Origin of the sequence: Arthrobacter sp. efr-133-TYG-104 (assembly GCF_030208915.1) — a bacterium.
In the GTDB taxonomy this organism is placed as follows: Bacteria; Actinomycetota; Actinomycetes; order Actinomycetales; family Micrococcaceae; genus Arthrobacter.
This window is the reverse complement of sequence record NZ_JARVTA010000021.1, coordinates 79829-95638: the sequence shown is the minus strand read 5'-3', so window position 1 is coordinate 95638 and position 15810 is coordinate 79829. Positions and strand designations below refer to the sequence as shown.

At 63.5% G+C, this 15810-nt stretch carries 19 protein-coding genes and 1 pseudogene; 11 read left to right on the top strand and 9 right to left on the bottom strand.

From position 1 onward, the window contains the following. Positions 1 to 48 precede the first annotated feature (48 nt). From QRN04_RS14960 to QRN04_RS14950, 3 genes are read left to right on the top strand one after another with little or no spacing between them, the layout of a single operon-like run. Positions 49 to 1191, top strand: coding sequence for a cupin domain-containing protein (locus QRN04_RS14960; RefSeq protein WP_284976814.1), 1143 nt, complete (start codon positions 49 to 51; stop codon positions 1189 to 1191). After that, the gene (locus tag QRN04_RS14955) at positions 1191 to 2027 is read left to right on the top strand and encodes a fumarylacetoacetate hydrolase family protein (protein ID WP_284976813.1); all 837 of its coding nucleotides are present in this window, start codon (positions 1191 to 1193) and stop codon (positions 2025 to 2027) included. The genes QRN04_RS14960 and QRN04_RS14955 overlap by 1 nt, the downstream gene beginning before the upstream one ends. Continuing rightward, positions 2027 to 2779: a maleylpyruvate isomerase family mycothiol-dependent enzyme gene (locus tag QRN04_RS14950; RefSeq protein ID WP_284976812.1), complete on the top strand. Its 753-nt coding sequence runs from the start codon at positions 2027 to 2029 to the stop codon at positions 2777 to 2779. Before QRN04_RS14955 ends, QRN04_RS14950 begins: the two co-directional genes overlap by 1 nt. Positions 2780 to 2811: 32 nt before the next feature. Here QRN04_RS14950 and QRN04_RS14945 read toward each other — a convergent pair. Together QRN04_RS14945 and QRN04_RS14940 are read right to left on the bottom strand one after the other, a co-directional pair. Beyond that, a pseudogene (locus QRN04_RS14945) lies at positions 2812 to 2916 on the bottom strand (recombinase family protein); the annotation flags it as partial. 50 nt (positions 2917 to 2966) lie between these two features. Beyond that, positions 2967 to 3422, bottom strand: a complete 456-nt coding sequence (locus tag QRN04_RS14940; RefSeq protein WP_284976811.1) for an alpha/beta hydrolase — start codon at positions 3420 to 3422, stop codon at positions 2967 to 2969. Positions 3423 to 4022: 600 nt separating this feature from the next. On the opposite strand from QRN04_RS14940, the gene QRN04_RS14935 reads away from it, so the two are divergent. Both QRN04_RS14935 and QRN04_RS14930 read left to right on the top strand, forming a co-directional pair. Continuing rightward, a complete protein-coding gene (locus QRN04_RS14935; RefSeq protein ID WP_284976810.1) occupies positions 4023 to 5093 on the top strand; it encodes a glucose 1-dehydrogenase in 1071 nt (356 codons plus the stop codon). Beyond that, a complete protein-coding gene (locus QRN04_RS14930; RefSeq protein WP_284976809.1) occupies positions 5090 to 6052 on the top strand; it encodes an aldose 1-epimerase family protein in 963 nt (320 codons plus the stop codon). Before QRN04_RS14935 ends, QRN04_RS14930 begins: the two co-directional genes overlap by 4 nt. A gap of 155 nt (positions 6053 to 6207) precedes the next feature. Here QRN04_RS14930 and QRN04_RS14925 read toward each other — a convergent pair whose 3' ends face one another. After that, positions 6208 to 6708: a MarR family winged helix-turn-helix transcriptional regulator gene (locus QRN04_RS14925; protein WP_284976808.1), complete on the bottom strand. Its 501-nt coding sequence runs from the start codon at positions 6706 to 6708 to the stop codon at positions 6208 to 6210. Positions 6709 to 6797: 89 nt separating this feature from the next. Here QRN04_RS14925 and QRN04_RS14920 point away from each other — a divergent pair, with 89 nt between their 5' ends. Genes QRN04_RS14920 through QRN04_RS14895 form a run of 6 tightly spaced genes read left to right on the top strand, consistent with a single transcriptional unit; the run spans position 6798 to position 12819 of the window. Continuing rightward, positions 6798 to 7253, top strand: coding sequence for a hypothetical protein (locus tag QRN04_RS14920; protein ID WP_284976807.1), 456 nt, complete (start codon positions 6798 to 6800; stop codon positions 7251 to 7253). Further along, positions 7250 to 7891, top strand: coding sequence for a gluconate 2-dehydrogenase subunit 3 family protein (locus QRN04_RS14915; RefSeq protein ID WP_284976806.1), 642 nt, complete (start codon positions 7250 to 7252; stop codon positions 7889 to 7891). The genes QRN04_RS14920 and QRN04_RS14915 overlap by 4 nt, the downstream gene beginning before the upstream one ends. Next, complete coding sequence (locus QRN04_RS14910) at positions 7888 to 9543, top strand: GMC family oxidoreductase (RefSeq protein WP_284976805.1); 1656 nt, start codon at positions 7888 to 7890, stop codon at positions 9541 to 9543. Before QRN04_RS14915 ends, QRN04_RS14910 begins: the two co-directional genes overlap by 4 nt. Positions 9544 to 9545: 2 nt before the next feature. Beyond that, positions 9546 to 11336, top strand: coding sequence for a thiamine pyrophosphate-requiring protein (locus tag QRN04_RS14905; protein ID WP_284976804.1), 1791 nt, complete (start codon positions 9546 to 9548; stop codon positions 11334 to 11336). 3 nt (positions 11337 to 11339) lie between these two features. After that, positions 11340 to 12461, top strand: coding sequence for an enolase C-terminal domain-like protein (locus tag QRN04_RS14900; RefSeq protein WP_284976803.1), 1122 nt, complete (start codon positions 11340 to 11342; stop codon positions 12459 to 12461). A 58-nt stretch (positions 12462 to 12519) separates the two neighbouring features. Next, positions 12520 to 12819 carry a hypothetical protein gene (locus tag QRN04_RS14895; protein WP_284976802.1) on the top strand — a complete coding sequence of 100 codons (300 nt, stop codon included), beginning with the start codon at positions 12520 to 12522 and terminating at the stop codon, positions 12817 to 12819. A gap of 49 nt (positions 12820 to 12868) precedes the next feature. On the opposite strand, the gene QRN04_RS14890 is transcribed toward QRN04_RS14895, so the two are convergent. The 6 genes from QRN04_RS14890 to QRN04_RS14865 form a co-directional block, all read right to left on the bottom strand. Next, positions 12869 to 13096, bottom strand: a complete 228-nt coding sequence (locus tag QRN04_RS14890) for a hypothetical protein (protein ID WP_284976801.1) — start codon at positions 13094 to 13096, stop codon at positions 12869 to 12871. Further along, a complete protein-coding gene (locus QRN04_RS14885; protein ID WP_284976828.1) occupies positions 13078 to 13353 on the bottom strand; it encodes a LysE family translocator in 276 nt (91 codons plus the stop codon). The genes QRN04_RS14890 and QRN04_RS14885 overlap by 19 nt, the downstream gene beginning before the upstream one ends. Positions 13354 to 13373: 20 nt before the next feature. After that, a complete protein-coding gene (locus QRN04_RS14880; protein ID WP_284976829.1) occupies positions 13374 to 13544 on the bottom strand; it encodes a hypothetical protein in 171 nt (56 codons plus the stop codon). Between the two features lie 687 nt (positions 13545 to 14231). Beyond that, a complete protein-coding gene (locus QRN04_RS14875; RefSeq protein WP_284976800.1) occupies positions 14232 to 14702 on the bottom strand; it encodes a zeta toxin family protein in 471 nt (156 codons plus the stop codon). Then, positions 14602 to 15075, bottom strand: coding sequence for a hypothetical protein (locus QRN04_RS14870; RefSeq protein ID WP_284976799.1), 474 nt, complete (start codon positions 15073 to 15075; stop codon positions 14602 to 14604). The genes QRN04_RS14875 and QRN04_RS14870 overlap by 101 nt, the downstream gene beginning before the upstream one ends. Next, positions 15029 to 15472: a hypothetical protein gene (locus tag QRN04_RS14865; protein ID WP_284976798.1), complete on the bottom strand. Its 444-nt coding sequence runs from the start codon at positions 15470 to 15472 to the stop codon at positions 15029 to 15031. Before QRN04_RS14865 ends, QRN04_RS14870 begins: the two co-directional genes overlap by 47 nt. Positions 15473 to 15810: the final 338 nt, after the last annotated feature.

Below are 15810 nucleotides of genomic sequence, written 5' to 3'. Positions count from 1 at the left end.
TATGGTCGAATCCACGCCGCAGTCAGTCCGCACGCAAGGAGAAGGCCAGTGTCGATCAGTGCTGAGAACCAAACCCATCAATCCGTAGCGCAGGAACACCACGTTCCCGAGCCCACACCGGAGGAGGCTGCCCAGCTTAAGCAGCTGTACCGGGATTTCGATAAAGAAAACCTGATCCCGCTGTGGACCGAGATCGCTGACTTGATGCCGATGGTCCCGTCGCCCAAGGCCGTGCCGCACGTCTGGCGGTGGGATGACCTGTACCCCCTGGCCGCTCGCGCCGGTGACCTGGTGCCGGTGGGCCGCGGCGGGGAACGCCGGGCTATTGCCCTGGCCAACCCGGGCCTGGCGGGCACCCCGTACGCCACCCCCACGCTCTGGGCCGCCATCCAGTATCTGGGCGGCCGGGAAACGGCACCGGAGCACCGCCATTCACAGAATGCCTTCCGCTTTGTCGTCGAAGGCGAAGGCGTGTGGACCGTGGTGAACGGCGACCCCGTCCGGATGTCCCGCGGTGATTTCCTGCTGACCCCGGGCTGGAACTTCCACGGCCACCATAACGACACCGACGAGCCGATGGCCTGGATCGACGGCTTGGACATCCCGTTCGTGCACTACGCCGACGCCGGGTTCTTCGAGTTCGGTACCGAGCGCGTCACCGACGAAGCCACCCCGGACATCTCCCGCTCCGAACGGCTCTGGGCCCACCCCGGCCTCCGCCCGCTCTCCGGGCTGGATGACACCACCAACTCCCCCATTGCTGCCTACCGGTGGGAGTACACCGACCGGGCGCTGGCCGAGCAACTGCTCCTGGAAGACGAAGGCCACCCGGCCACCGTGTCGCAAGGCCACGCAGCCATCCGCTTTACCAACCCCACCACCGGCGGCGACGTGATGCCCACCATCCGGGCCGAGTTCCACCGCCTCCGGGCGGGTGCTGCCACGGAAACCGTTCGCGAGGTGGGCTCGAGCGTCTGGCAGGTCTTCGAAGGCACCGGCACCGTAGTCCTGAACGGCGAAACCAAGCAACTGGCCAAGGGCGACCTCTTCGTGGTCCCGTCCTGGACGGCATGGTCCCTCCAGGCCGACGCCGGTTCACACACGGGGTTTGATTTGTTCCGGTTCAGCGACGCCCCCATCTTTGAGCGCCTGAATTTCAACCGCACCTACATCGAAGGACGCACCAAGTAATGAGACTCCTCACCCTGCGCACCGGCTCCGGAGACACTGCAAGCACGACGGCGGTCCGCCAGGACGGCGACACACTCACCGAGATCCCGGGCTTCCCTGACGTCGGTGCCCTGCTGAAGGACCCCGCCTGGGAAGCCACAGCGAAGGCAGCCAACGGCGCAACCCACCCCCTCGACGGCGCCGACCTCGCCGCCGTCGTGCCTTTCCCCGGCAAGATCATCTGCGTCGGCCACAACTACCGCAACCACATCAAGGAGATGGGCCGGGACGTCCCGGAATACCCCACCCTGTTCGCCAAGTACGCCGAGTCCCTGATCGGCCCCAATGATGACCTGGCCCTGCCGCAGGAATCGGACACCGTTGACTGGGAAGCTGAACTCGCCGTCGTCATCGGCAAAACCGGCCGCCGCATCCGCGAAGAAGAGGCTGCCGAGCACATCGCCGGATACTCCGTCCTCAACGACATCTCAATGCGCGACTACCAGTTCCGCACCATTCAATGGCTGCAGGGCAAGACCTGGGAGAAGTCCACCCCGTTCGGGCCTGCCGTGGTCACCAAGGACGAGTTCACGCCAGGGCCGTTGATGACCTCGTGCGTGGACGCCGAAGTCCAACAGTCCACCCCCACTTCGGACCTGGTGTTCACCCCGGAATTCCTGGTCTCCTACATCTCCACCATCATCACGCTGAACCCCGGCGACGTCATCGCCACCGGCACGCCCGGCGGCGTGGGCCACGCCCAGGACCCCAAATGCTACCTACAGGAGGGACAAGTCCTGGTCACCACCATCGAAGGACTTGGCCAACTGAAAAACCGCGTGGTCAAGGAAGCCTGATGGTAGCCCGGCACGATCAGACCACTGATGTGGCGCTCCTGGACGCACTGCTACAGGCGCGACGCGGCACGGCCTTCTTCGCGCGGAAGCTGAACGAACTGTCCGATTCAGGGCTCGACGGCGGCACCCTCCTCCCGGGCTGGACGCGCCGCCACGTTGTAGCGCATGTGGGCTACAACGCCCGTGCCCTCGCACGGTTGATCGAGTGGGCCGCCACCGGCGTCGAAACTCCGATGTACCCATCCCCGGAGGCCCGCCACCACGAGATCGAGTTCGGGGCGACCCTATCCCCGATCGCCCTGCGGAATCTGTTCGACCACTCCGCCGTGCACCTGAACGTTGAATGGCGCGACCTCCCCGCGGACGCCTGGCACCACAAGGTCAAAACCGCCCAAGGTCGGACCGTTCCCGCGGCGGAAACCGTCTGGATGCGCACCCGTGAAGTCTGGATCCACGCCGTGGACCTGAACAATGGCGCCACCTTCAACGACGTACCGGCGGCCGTACTGGAGCGGCTCCTCACCGACGTCACCGGCGCTTGGCACACCCGCGGCACGGACACAGGGCTGGTGATCAGGGTGAATGACACGGATTTTTGCTTCGGCGACACCGGCGCCGCGGACCCGACGATCATCAGTGGTCCGCTGCCATGCCTCGTCCAATGGGCAGCAGGCCGTGGTGCCAACGGGGTAACAGCGTCCGGGCCCGGCGCAGCAACCGGCACCGTCCCGGCACCGCCGTCGTGGATCTGAGCGGCCCGCTCGGTCACCTACCGACCGGGCGGTGTGTGCCGTCCCAAGGCTTTGTCCGTGAACACCCTGTCCATAACCTTGCCCTCGAGGCGGCACAGCTCATTCTGATCCACCGCGCTCACCCGCACGTAGCCAATGCGCTGAGCATTTCACAACTGCCTCCAGTCCTGCACTGTGAGAACGCGTGTCAGCCCTCACCTGGGAGGTCAAGACAGGCAGCGGCCCATGCGGTGATGCCGGCAAGATCGGCCATCGCCTTAAGATCGTAGACACCGCAGTGCAGGATTGTGGCAGCGTTTACCGTCAGGGTCGCCGTTTGGCTCGCAAGTTGGGCTCCGGCGGAGTCGCCGGCCAGAACAATGCGCTGGGCGTCCACCTGCAGATCGGCCGCGTGCGCCCGGATGTAAGCGAGGGCGTCGTTGATGTGATGCACCGCAGAGGGGTACGTGCTCTCAGGGCGCAGAGGGTAGCCGATGCCAATAGTGGTGAAGCCTTCTGCGGCCAGGATCCGAAGATACGGTTCCACGTTGGACTGGGCACCTGAAATCCAGGCTCCCCCATCTATCCATACAATTGTCGGGAGTGGCTCTTCAGAGCCCTGCGGGCTGAAGACGTCGAACGGGGCGCCTTTCTTGTAGGTCACGCTCGTGCAGCGAAGAGACCTGTTCGGCACGTAGGGTGCCATCTCCTCCACCGTTGCTTTTGCCCCACGTTCGAAGACCCAACAGATCAGCAAGGCTGAAGGCCAAGGCGTGGCCCTGAGGGCTGCAGCACCGAGCGCTGCAACAACTATGAAAGCCGAAGCGGCCGCGCTCCCCTTGCGTGCGCCACTGAACTTACTTATGCCGCTGCCTGTGACCCTCGTTTCGCCTGTGCGGCTCGTCTGGCCTGAAGCGGGCCACAGCGCCCGTACAAGACGCGCTCCCGAACGCTCATGTCCGGACCTGAATTTCGGTGCCCCGCTATGACTCCCTCACCTGTCGTCTGGACCAAGGAGCTTTCTCGACAACGATGCTTTCTGGACCAACTGCCTTCTGGACCAACCTGTCTTCTGACCATGCTGGTTTCTCGACCATGCTAATGCTGATGCCCTCGCAGCCACGGGAGGGCCTCCCTAAACGGTGCGCCCGACGTCGAACGGTGGCTCTGTCCGTCCGCGCTTTGGGCCAGGAACAACACCGTTGCGCCAGCGCAAATAACGCGGGACACTTGCCAGAGATATCCGCTGCTGATGGGAGAAACCATGCGTGCACTGGCTGTTACACCCGGACAAAAGGATTCCCTGCACTTGCGTGATGTCCGGGACCCTGCGGAGAACGAGGGAAATGTCCTGGTTGAGTCATTGGCCGTGGGCCTCTGCGGGACGGATAGTGAGATCGTCGCGGCTGATTACGGGGAAGCGCCGCCCGGGCAGGACTACCTCGTGTTGGGGCATGAGAACTTGGGCCGGGTGCTGGAGGCTCCCGCCGATTCCGGTTTGGCAGAAGGCGATCTGGTGGTGGGCATCGTACGGCGCCCCGATCCGGAGCCGTGCAAGGCCTGCGCCGTGGGCGAGTGGGACATGTGTCTGAACGGCAAGTACACCGAACACGGAATCAAGGGCTTGGACGGCTTTGCCCGGGAACGCTGGAGGGCCCAACCGCAGGACATGGTGAAGCTGGACGCACAACTGCAGGGCCTCGGAGTGCTGCTGGAACCGACCACCATCGTCGCCAAAGCCTGGGAGCAGATCGGACGGATTGGACAGCGCGCCTTTTTCGATCCGCATGTCACGGTGGTGACAGGGGCAGGTCCGGTGGGACTGCTCGCAGCCATGATGGGAGTCCAGCAGGGCCTGGAGGTGCACGTCTTCGACCTCGTCAAGGACGGCCCCAAGCCGGAACTGGTGCGCAAGCTGGGGGCTACGTACCACAGCGAGCCATTGCCTGAGTCCGGCCTAAGGCCTGACATCCTTGTTGAATGCACGGGTGTTACTCCGGTGATCCTTGACGCACTCAGTTGCCGCGCCCAGGATGCCATCACCTGCCTCACTGGCGTGTCCAGCACAGGGAAACCTGCCAAGGTGGACGTCGGGGCGCTCAACCGCGAGGAGGTGCTTAGCAACGGCGTGGTGTTCGGCAGCGTGAATGCCAACAAGCGCCACTACGACGCCGGCGCCGCCGCTTTGGCGAAGGCCGACCAGGAGTGGCTGGGGCGCCTCATCAGCCGTCGCGTCCCGTTGGGTGACTTCGAGGCTGCTTTCCAGCGCCGGCCTGATGATGTCAAGGTGGTCCTCGACATCACCAGCGAGGGCGGCGGAGGCGCTAAGCCATGACGGCGGAAGAGGCCGGCTCCGAGGATGTCCGGGACCTCAAGTTTCCCTCGGGCGCGCAGTACGAGATCCGATCCGGGCAGCAAATTGCTTGGCTCACCGAAGTTGGCGGAGCCCTTCGTGACTTCCGCATCGACGGCGTTCCCGTCCTGGACGGTTACGGCCCTGACGAAATGTGCACCGGAGCGCGCGGTCAATCGCTCATCCCATGGCCCAACCGGATTCGGAATGGAAAGTATGAATGGGAGGGCCAGCCGTTGCAGCTGGATCTCAGCGAACCTGACAAGGGTGGAGCAATTCACGGGTTGACCCGATGGCGGAACTGGGACGTCATCGAACGGGCTGAGGATGCCATTTCTTTTGTCTACACGCTGCACGCCTGCCAAGGGTGGCCCTGGGTTCTTGATTCCCGGGTGGACTACCACCTTGGACTTGACGGACTGACCGTGCGGACCACAGTGGTGAACCGAAGCGCGTCAGCGTGCCCTTACGGTACGGGCGCCCATCCGTACCTCAGCACCGGAGTGGTCCGGGGCGGCGCCATTGACGCAGGACTGGTCCAGGTGCCCGGCGCAACCTTCTTACCTGTGGATGAACGGGGTATTCCCACCGGACACGAGCGGGTGGACGGAACCGAGTACGACCTGCGGGAGCTTCAGCAACTGGGCCCCCGGCATATTGACGTCGCTTACACGGACCTTATCCGTGACACAGACGGACGCGCATGGGTCAAACTGCTGCGTCCTGACCATTCCGGCGGGGTCGGGCTTTGGGTGGATCGGTCCTACCCGTTTCTGGAGATTTTCACGGGCGACGCCCTCCCCCAGTTGAACAGGCGACGCGCCGGACTTGGCGTGGAGCCCATGACCTGCGCGCCGGACGCCTTCAACTCCGGCGAGGGGCTGATCACCCTTCAGCCCGGGCAATCCCACACTGCGGCGTGGGGCATCACGCCGACCTGAAGGTCTGCGAGTTGGAGGTCTGCGCGGGGCCACGTCTGGGCATCGGACCCCCTAGGAACCCGGCGCCAACTACGTAGCCGAGGGCCAACTATTGCGTCAGCGCAAGTACTGGAGTTCAATGAAGTCATGGATTGCGGCACCAGGATCCAGTTACTTCACGTGCTGGCCCCCAGGGTAAAGCGACCGTCGGTGGTGCCTTGGCCCCCGGCGGCGGCTGCGAAGGCCTCGAGCGCCGCGGTCAGCGCCGGCCGGCGCCCGGCCGGCATCCTCGACATCACCTCTGCAATGGCCTCCCGGCGGTGGTTCAGCACGGATTCCACGAGTGCTCTTCCTTTTGCAGTCAGCTCGAGCCAAATGTACCGCCGGTCAGCGGGGTCTTCCCTGCGCTCCAGCAGATCAGCTGCCACCAGCCGATCACAGATCCGGGTCGCATTGGAGGCGTGTACACCCAGCTCGGCGGCCACTCCGCCAAGATTTTGCGGTCCGCGGGTGTGGATGCGGACCAGCACCCGGAGCTGGGGGCTGTTCACCACATCTTCAACCTCAGCAACAGAGCTGGCAACGACGCGCAAAAGCGTATCGGCGGCACGCATCATTGCCTCGACTTCCCGACTCGAAACCTCCGGGATCTGGTCGGATCCCCCACCTGTATCCATGAGCACCAGTTTGCTCCGATAGTTGCATTCCCGCAAAGCTTTGCCGCTTCACAAATTTGAAAGCACCTCCCCTGCACGTAAGGAGAATCGTGAAAACACAACTACCACGGGACACAGTGCGCGGCATTGACCGGCTGATTACGAACGTGCAGACCGGACATTTTGAGCGTGCCCTCTCCGCGCTGACAGCGGCTGGCGCATTGGTCACAGCAGCAGAGATTTTCCTCGAACATGACAAGGCCAGCTTCGGTAACAAGTGGATGTGGGCGCCGGTTGTGCTCGGCCCCGTGGGTGCCGTGGCTGGAGTCGCGGGAGTCTTCAGTCGTCGGGCAGCCAAGACTGCCCTTCCCTTGGCCAGCGCAGCGATCATTGCCAATGGTTTACAGGGTACATGGCTGCATCTGCAGGGGATCCGCCAAAAGCCCGGGGGCCTGTCCAACCTCCGCTACAACCTGGAGATGGGGCCACCGCTGTTCGCACCGCTGCTGGTCACCATGGTCGGCGGTATGGGTGTCTTGGCCTCGGTGCTGAGGAGGGAGCCGTGAGCGGTCTGCCGTCGGAAGCGTCCGACGGCGGCGGCCGGTATCCGGGGTTCAGCAGCCTCGCGCAGGCCGGACACTGGGACCAGGCCACCGCCGCCGTCGTACAGGCCCGTTTGGGGCCGCCTCCGGATGTCCGCTTCTTTACTCCAGCCGAGGAAGCTGCAGCCAGGGCCCTTTTGGACATGCTGCTTAACCAGCAGGAAGAGCCAAAGGTGCCCGTGCTGAATATGGTCGATGCCCGGCTGGCCGCGGAGGAGTCTGACGGCTGGCATTATGCGGACATGCCCCCGGACGGTGCGGCTTGGCGTGCTTCCCTCGCTGCCTTGGACGATGAGGCGCGGTCCCTGGCGGACTGTCCGTTTGCGCTGCTCGACAAGGAGCAGCAGGGCAGGCTGTTGCAGGGCATCTGTGACCTAAGACAGGAACCTTGGCACGGCCTGCCGGCGGACCGGGTATGGAGCCTGTGGACACGATATGCCTGCACCGCCTTCTATTCCCATCCCCTGGCTTGGGACGAAATCGGCTTCGCGGGACCCGCCTACCCTCGTGGCTACAAAAACCTGGGAGTCGACAAATTGGAACCCTTCGAGGTCCGCGACGTGCGAGCGGATGCCGACCCGACCCATGGAGCTGACCGGTGAGCTCCCTCAGGGAACGTAACCCGTCCGCGTGGCTCCTGCCCACCGGACCAGGCAGCAATACCGGATTGCGGGAAAAGATGCGCCGGTACGCCGATGCGGACGAAGTGGATATCGTCATCGTCGGCTGCGGCGCCGGCGGTGCCACGCTGCTCCAGCGGCTGGCCCGGGCAGGTTGGCGGGCGGTGGCCTTGGACGCAGGGCCCTTCTGGGAACCCGAGCAGGATTGGGTCAGTGACGAAGCCGGCTCCCACCACTTGTACTGGACGGAACCGCGGGTCATCTCGGGGGCTGATCCGGTGCCGTTGGGGTCGAACAACTCAGGGCGGGGCGTAGGCGGCTCGATGGTCCATTACGCCGGATACACGCCGCGTTTCCACCCCAGCGACTTCCGCACCCTCAGCACGGACGGAGTCGGGGCCGACTGGCCGTTGACGTACGAGGAACTCCGGCCGTTGTATGAGGAGATAGAAGCCGAATTGCCAGTCGCGGGGGAACACTGGCCCTGGGGTGACCCGCACCGCTACCCCCACCGTCCGCACCCTGTATCCGGCAACGGTGAGCTCTTTCTTCGGGGTGCACAGGCATGCGGGATCACCGCCAAAGTGGGGCCGGTGGCCATCGCCAACGGCCGGTTCGGCAACCGACCGCACTGCATCTACCGCGGGTTTTGCCTTCAAGGGTGCAAAGTCAATGCCAAGGCCTCGCCCCTGATAACCCACATCCCCGACGCGCTGGCCCAGGGCGCCGAGGTGCGCCCGGACTCCATGGTCACCAGGATCGGGGTCGATGAGCACACCGGCATGGCAACGGGCGTCGAATACCTGCGCGAGGGCGTCCAAAGGTTTCAGCGCGCGCGCATGGTGGCTGTGGCAGGCTACTCGATCGAGACCCCGCGGCTGTTGCTCAATTCGACGTCGCAGCGTTTTCCGGATGGACTGTGCAACGACTTCGACCAAGTGGGCCGCTACCTCATGGTCCAGGGCGCACCACAGACAGCCGGGAGGTTCCAGGCCGAGGTGCGGATGTGGAAGGCTCCTCCCCCGGAAGTCAGTACCGAAGACTTCTATGAGACAAATCCGGAGAAACCGTACAAGCGCGGATTTTCCATCCAGTGCGTATCGCCGTTGCCCATTACCTGGGCGGAGCACGTGGCTGCGCAAGGCCATTGGGGAGCCACGCTTCGCCGATATATGAGCGACTATCCGCACTGGGCATGCCTGGGCGCACTGTGTGAGTTCCTCCCCCTCGAAGGGAACCGCGTCACGCTGGCGGACGAAACGGACCACAACGGCATACCCGTGGCCTCCTTCAGCTACAGCCAGTGCGAGAACGACAGGCACCTGATGTCAGCTGCGCAGCAGGTCATGGAGCAGATCCTCACTGCCGCTGGGGCGGAAGAGGTGATCACCATTAAGAGGTATGCCCATCTTGTGGGCGGTGCCCGCATGGCCGCCACAGCGCAGACCGGCGTGGTGGACCGGAATTGCCGCACTTTCGCAGTACCCAATCTTCTGGTCACTGACGGCAGCGTCCTGCCCACACAAGGCAGCGCCAATCCGGCACTGACCATCATGGCTGTGGCGGCGCGTGCCGCCCGCATCCTGGTCAAGGGCGCCCGCAACGGCGTGCCGACAAGCACGAAAGGAGCATGATCATGGCAACAACCGTGGCTGACTACCTTCTCTCCCGGCTGGGCGAGTGGGGCGTGGACAAAGTGTTTGGATTTCCGGGAGACGGCATCAACGGGATTCTCGCCGCCTTCGGCAAGGCCGGCAACCAGCCGAAATTCATCCAAGCCAGGCACGAGGAGATGGCGGCCTTCGAAGCGGTGGGCTACGCCAAATTCTCTGGACGGCCTGCTATTTGCATGGCTACCTCCGGGCCGGGAGCAATCCATCTGCTCAATGGACTGTACGACGCCAAACTGGACCACGTCCCTGTGGTGGCCATCGTAGGCCAGATAGCGCGGAGCGCCATGGGCGGCTCCTATCAGCAGGAAGTCGACTTGTTGAGCTTGTTCAAGGACGTAGCCTCCGACTACGTCCAGATGGTCACGGTCCCGGAGCAGCTGCCCAACGTGATTGACCGCGCCATCCGGATCGCGGAGGCGCAGCGGGCTCCCACGGCTGTCATTATCCCGTCGGATGTGCAGGAGCTCGAATACGCAGCGCCCACCCACGAGTTCAAGATGGTTCCCTCCAGCGTGGGAACCCGTTGGCCGGCACTCGAACCGGCCCCCGAAGCAATCCGGGGTGCTGCGCAGCTGCTGAACGAAGGGTCCAAGGTGGCCATTTTGATCGGTCAGGGTGCCCGCGGTGCGGCCACGGAAGTGCAGGAAGTGGCAGAGCTGCTGGGAGCGGGCGTCGCCAAGGCACTCTTGGGGAAGGACTCGCTGTCCGACGAACTTCCCTACGTCACTGGTTCCATCGGTTTGTTGGGCACACGGCCCAGCTACGAAATGATGCGTGACTGTGACACCCTGCTCACCGTGGGCTCCAGTTTTCCTTACACCCAATTCCTGCCCAAACCCGGCCAGGCCCGCGGCGTGCAGATCGACGTGGATCCGAAGATGATCGGGCTGCGCTACGCCAATGAGTTCAACATCGTGGCGGACGCCGGGGCCGCGTTGCGGGCATTGATTCCCCATTTGGACCGTAAGAGGGACCGGTCGTGGCAGGAGGAACTGAAGTCCTCCATCACCCGCTGGTGGGAGACAATGCATGACGAAGCCATGGTCAGCGCCAATCCCATCAATCCCATGCGCCTGTTTGCCGAGCTCTCTACCCGGCTGCCCGATAACGCCATGCTGAGCGCCGACTCGGGATCCTCGGCGAACTGGTACGCGAGGCAGTTGAAATTCCGTGGCGAGGTCCGTGGCTCGCTGTCGGGGAACCTGGCCACTATGGGACCCGGTGTCCCCTACGCCATCGGTGCGAAGTTCGCGTATCCGGACCGGCCTGCCATCGCCTTTGCCGGTGATGGGGCCATGCAGATGAACGGCCTCGCCGAACTGATTACCATCAAGCACTACTGGCGGGAGTGGACGGATCCCCGGCTGGTGGTGGCCGTCCTGCACAACGACGACCTCAACCAGGTCACCTGGGAAATGCGGGCCATGGGTGGAGTACCGGCCTTCAGGGAATCCCAGGAACTACCGGACGTCGACTACGCCGGTTTCGCCGAAAGCCTGGGGTTGCAGGGCATCCACGTGGACAACCCCGACGACGTGGGGCGGGCCTGGGAGACCGCCCTTGCCGCGGACAGGCCAACGCTCCTTGACGTCCGCACCGATCCCGACATCCCGCCCATCCCGCCGCACGCTACCTTGGAGCAGGCACGGAACACCGCCGAGGCCATGCTCAAGGGAGACGACAGTGCGTGGGGCGTGGTGAAGGAAGGCGTCAAGACCAAGATCCAGGAGTTCCTGCCACATAAGGAGCGATGACCAGTGGTATTACCAAAAATGGCGGCGGCCGATGCTCCTATCACCGCTGTCCAGGCTTCGGCATACACGGTACCCACAGATGGGCCGGAAGCGGACGGTACTTTTAGCTGGGACTCTACGACAATGGTGCTGGTCCAAGTCGCTGCGGGCGGCAAGACCGGCCTCGGGTGGTCTTATGGTCCGACGGCGGCCATGGCCTTGGTGGAAGAGTTACTGGGCCCCGCCGTCTGCGGCGTGGATGCCATGGACGTCCCGGCCGCCGCGGCAACGATGGCCCGGACGGTGCGCAACATGGGAAGAACCGGACTCGCGTCTTACGCGGTCTCGGCCATCGACTGCGCCCTTTGGGACCTTAAGGCCCGCCTGTTGGACTTGCCGTTGCATAAACTGCTCGGTGCTGCGCGGGACAGCGTCGCGGTCTACGGAAGTGGCGGTTTCACCACTTATACCGACGAGCAATTGAGGAGCCAACTGGAGGGCTGGGTCCAGCGTCAGCGGATTCCGCGAGTAAAGATCAAAATCGGCCAGAACGGCGGAACGAACGTCCAGCGCGACCTGGAGCGCATCCGCCAGGCACGCGCCGTCGTCGGGCGTGGCACTGAACTGTTCGTCGATGCCAACGGTGCCTACACGGCAAAGCAGGCAATCCGCGTTATGCGTGAGGCTGCTGAGCAGGAGGTGACATGGTTCGAGGAGCCGGTCTCAAGCGACCACCTGTCCGGCCTCCGGGCCGTGCGGAACGCGGTGGACGCGGACGTCGCCGCCGGAGAATACGGAACAGGCCTCCCCTATTTCCAGCGCATGTGCGTCGCCGATGCCCTCGACTGTCTGCAGGCGGACGTCAGCAGGTGCGGTGGAATCACGGAATGGTTGCGGATAGCCGCCGTTGCGGCCGCCCATGGCCTCGAAATCTCCGGCCACTGTGCGCCCCACCTGAGCACAGCCGTCGCCGCCGCGACCCCGAACTTCAGGCACTTGGAATGGTTCCATGACCACGTTCGGATTGAGAATCTTTTCTTTGACGGAACGCTGGATCCCGACGGCGGTTCGGTAACGCCTGGGGACGGCCCGGGCAACGGATTGTCGCTACGAACCGCTGAGACCGAAAAATACCGGGTCCGCTGACCGCCGGCTGTCCCCAGACAACGGCACCAGACGGCGAAGAATGACCGAAAGGAAACCCATGAACATCGACCCGAACAAAGCAGCCCCGAACAACGCAGCCGCGAACAATCCTTCCAGCAAGGACCCCGAAGCCGACACGAAGCTGCAGCTACAGCTTGCTATCTTCGATGTCGCGAAGGGCGCACAGGGTAAGAGCCTGGAGACCATCATGGCGAGCCGGCGTTCGGCCTTCGCGGCCCGTGGCGTGAAGTCGCCGCCCACCACCTGGCTTGAAGCTGTCGCGTCCTCGGCCTCCTACGGCACGCCCTACATAGTGGATCTACCGGCAGCAGTTGCCGCAGATGCAGTGAGAACCTGACACTCGCCGGAACGGGTCATTCCATCGCCGAGCAGCACAGACGCCACCATCAGCGACGGAGCCTCAGATACCCGGCCTGAAGTTCAGCGATCGTGGCCCGGCCTTGAAGTGAAATCAGAACCCGTACAGAGGCTCCGCCGCGAAGATCGCCGTTGCAGATCATGGATTCGACTGACCGGGCCAAGGCTGTGAGGCGTGTCGCGCCGACCATGACGGATGACACCCTGATGCTGATGACAGCTTCCATCGAACCGAGAATCATCGAGGTGATCGACATGTCGCTTCCCTGTGGGATGAACTGCGAACGATCGCCAAGTAAAAGAGGCCAACCTTGGGGTTGAGCAAAGTGGACAGTGCCCCTGCGGCAAAACCGGCCGCGTTGCTGCGCTGAGAGGCATCGTCCTCCTCCCTGGTTTCCAACGTGCGTTTTGCCGCATTCCACGTCTTCAGGAAGGAGGAAATACCTAAGTACAGCAGGTAGACGCCACCCGCGATCTTGAGCCAGCGGAACACCTCTGCGGGTTGCTCCAGGATCGCCGCCAGACCGACGCCGACTAGGGCCGCCCACGCAAGGGAAGGAACCGCCGAACCAGCCCGGCAGCGATCCCGGCCCCGGGCCGGATGAGGGCAAAGCGCAGCACCAGGAACGTGTCTGGTCCGGGCGTAAGCGACAGGATCAGGCAGAGTCCAACGAAGGCGATGAGGGAAGAAGCGGTCACAGTCACGATTATCCATGCCCGCACCTCCTCGCCGAAGGGCCGCCAGCACCGATACCAACCGATGACAGGGTATGTCAGGGCTCGGTTGGGCGCACCATTCGGACGTAATTCTCTGCTACAACCGGGAGCGGTCCAGTAAGACCGCGAAAGGCAAACAGGTTCCTCGCGCGTTATCCGCCAGAATCTTATTGTCGGCATTGATCGGGTCCACGCGTTACCGCACAACCGCGTCCTCGAGGTGAAGCACCAACGACGACGGATTCGATGAGACGTTAGCACTGAGCCGTTGGAGAGTTTCTACCAAAGGCATCCAGGGAGTCCCCAAGTTTTTCGATAATCTCTGTCTTGCATCAAGGTGCCTACCGGTCCAGCTGCAACATTGTCTGTTCAACAAGGGCACACCCCAACCTGACGTCCGAGCCTCTTGACGTGGGTGGACTTGGTCTGTGGCCGGGGCTGGCTCTTGTTCTCAGACGTTGGCCCCGGTCATAACGTGTGTCATGGCCACCCAATGCACCGGAGCGGACTCATCTCAAGCAAGTTGCTTAAGCTGATTTCCTGTTCTCGGGTTTCCCTGGGTGTTCCTTACTCCCCCCGGACTGTCAGGGTTGGATCTGAGGACATCACGACCGGCTGTCAGGGAAGTCGGAAATTCACTTAAGACTGACTCCGGCGTTTGTTATCGAGGCTGTCCTACTCGAAGGTGGTAACGGTGCTGGCGTGGACTTCGCCGGTTGCCTGGTCGACGCCGAACCGTCGCAGGGTGCCGCGGCCGACGGCGTCAGCGGCCAGTTGCGCCAATTTCAGCGCGTTGGCAGCACAGACGGATTCCGTATCCGTTTGGTAGCAGTGGTCGATGACGGTGTCCGGGACGAACCTGCCACCCATGGCCAGATCATGCAGCCTGCCCGTCCACCATCGGTGTCGGGCGCGTTCGATCGCGCTGGTCCGGTGCGTTTCGACATCGACTACGTCGACTTCTTCGTACCGCGACATGAACAACTCATCGATGTACTGGGCGGGCAGCTTCTCCCAAGACAGGGTGCCGTCAATGATGACATTCTCACCCGCGGCCATAGCCAACTGCCTCACCAGGTTCGTTGTCCTGCTCGAGATCGCGTGGACGTGGGAGGCCAACTCCCGCACCCCTACCGGGTCTCCCATCGGGCAGGGTGTAGTTGTGCCGGTAGCTCAGCAGGCCGTGGCGTTCGGCCTCGTCAAGGATCATGTCCTTGGCATCGTCCGGGTCGATAAGGCGGTAACCGCGCAGGTCCAATGTCTTCAACGCTTCCGTTTTGCCTGCACCGGGCGGACCAGCAGCTACGACGACGGCGCGGCCTCCTGCGACCACGTCGTGCTGCCGGCCCATGAACGCCCTCGCCAAGCGGACCACGGCCGCATCATCAAAGTAGGCCAGCAGCAGGTCCGGGGCTTTCTCCAGATCATTGCCCGCGGCGTAGAGATCGGTAAGTGCAGCGTGAACCGTATCCCTATCCGCGGCCAACGGCCGCCCTGACCTCATTGAACTCGGACTCATCCATCAGTTCCTGCGCGAAGGCGCCCACGACCTGATCCCATGTGCCGGGGATCCGCCCTTCGTGCGGGTACGGGGCGTCTTCACCGTCGGTGTAATCCATCGACTTCAGCTTCTCGAGAAGGACTTCCCGGGGCGTGTCGTAAGCGAACGCGCGCAGAATGAGCTCTTCAGGTTGGTTGGCCGAGAGAACGTCCGGGCGTCGTTCGATGGCCTTCAGCATCCGGTGAACCTTCGCCTGGCTGGTCACGAGAACGTCAGCGATGTCGCGCTGGTTCATCCCCCGGGCCGACGCGTTGTGCACCGCCCGCAGCTCATCCAGCAGATCCACCCGCTGCCGTGCCTGGCGCTGCAAAGCCCCGCGATGCAGGGCCGCAATGTCGTTATCCATGACAATCATGACCACTCCCCTTCCCTCGCTCCGAGTCTACGCCCTTGATTCAATGTGAATCAAGGACTAAGGAAGGCCAGCGCCGGCGGGCCACCCAGAACAGGATGGCCTTTTCTACCCCCGGGCCTTCTCGCACCGTAGTGCATAACTGTTCACTGGCTTTACGGAATCACAATTATCGGCGCGCCCTACAGGCAGGAGAGAGGCTCGAGAAGGGGCTCGGTCCTTGTATTCCCGCCGGGGCACCCAGGGTTTCCGGAATGTCGCCGTTGACCAGGCGGAGCGGCGCGAAATGATTTTCCGCGGTGAACCGTTCGCGTCAGCTGGTCCAGTCCCGACAGAGGCGG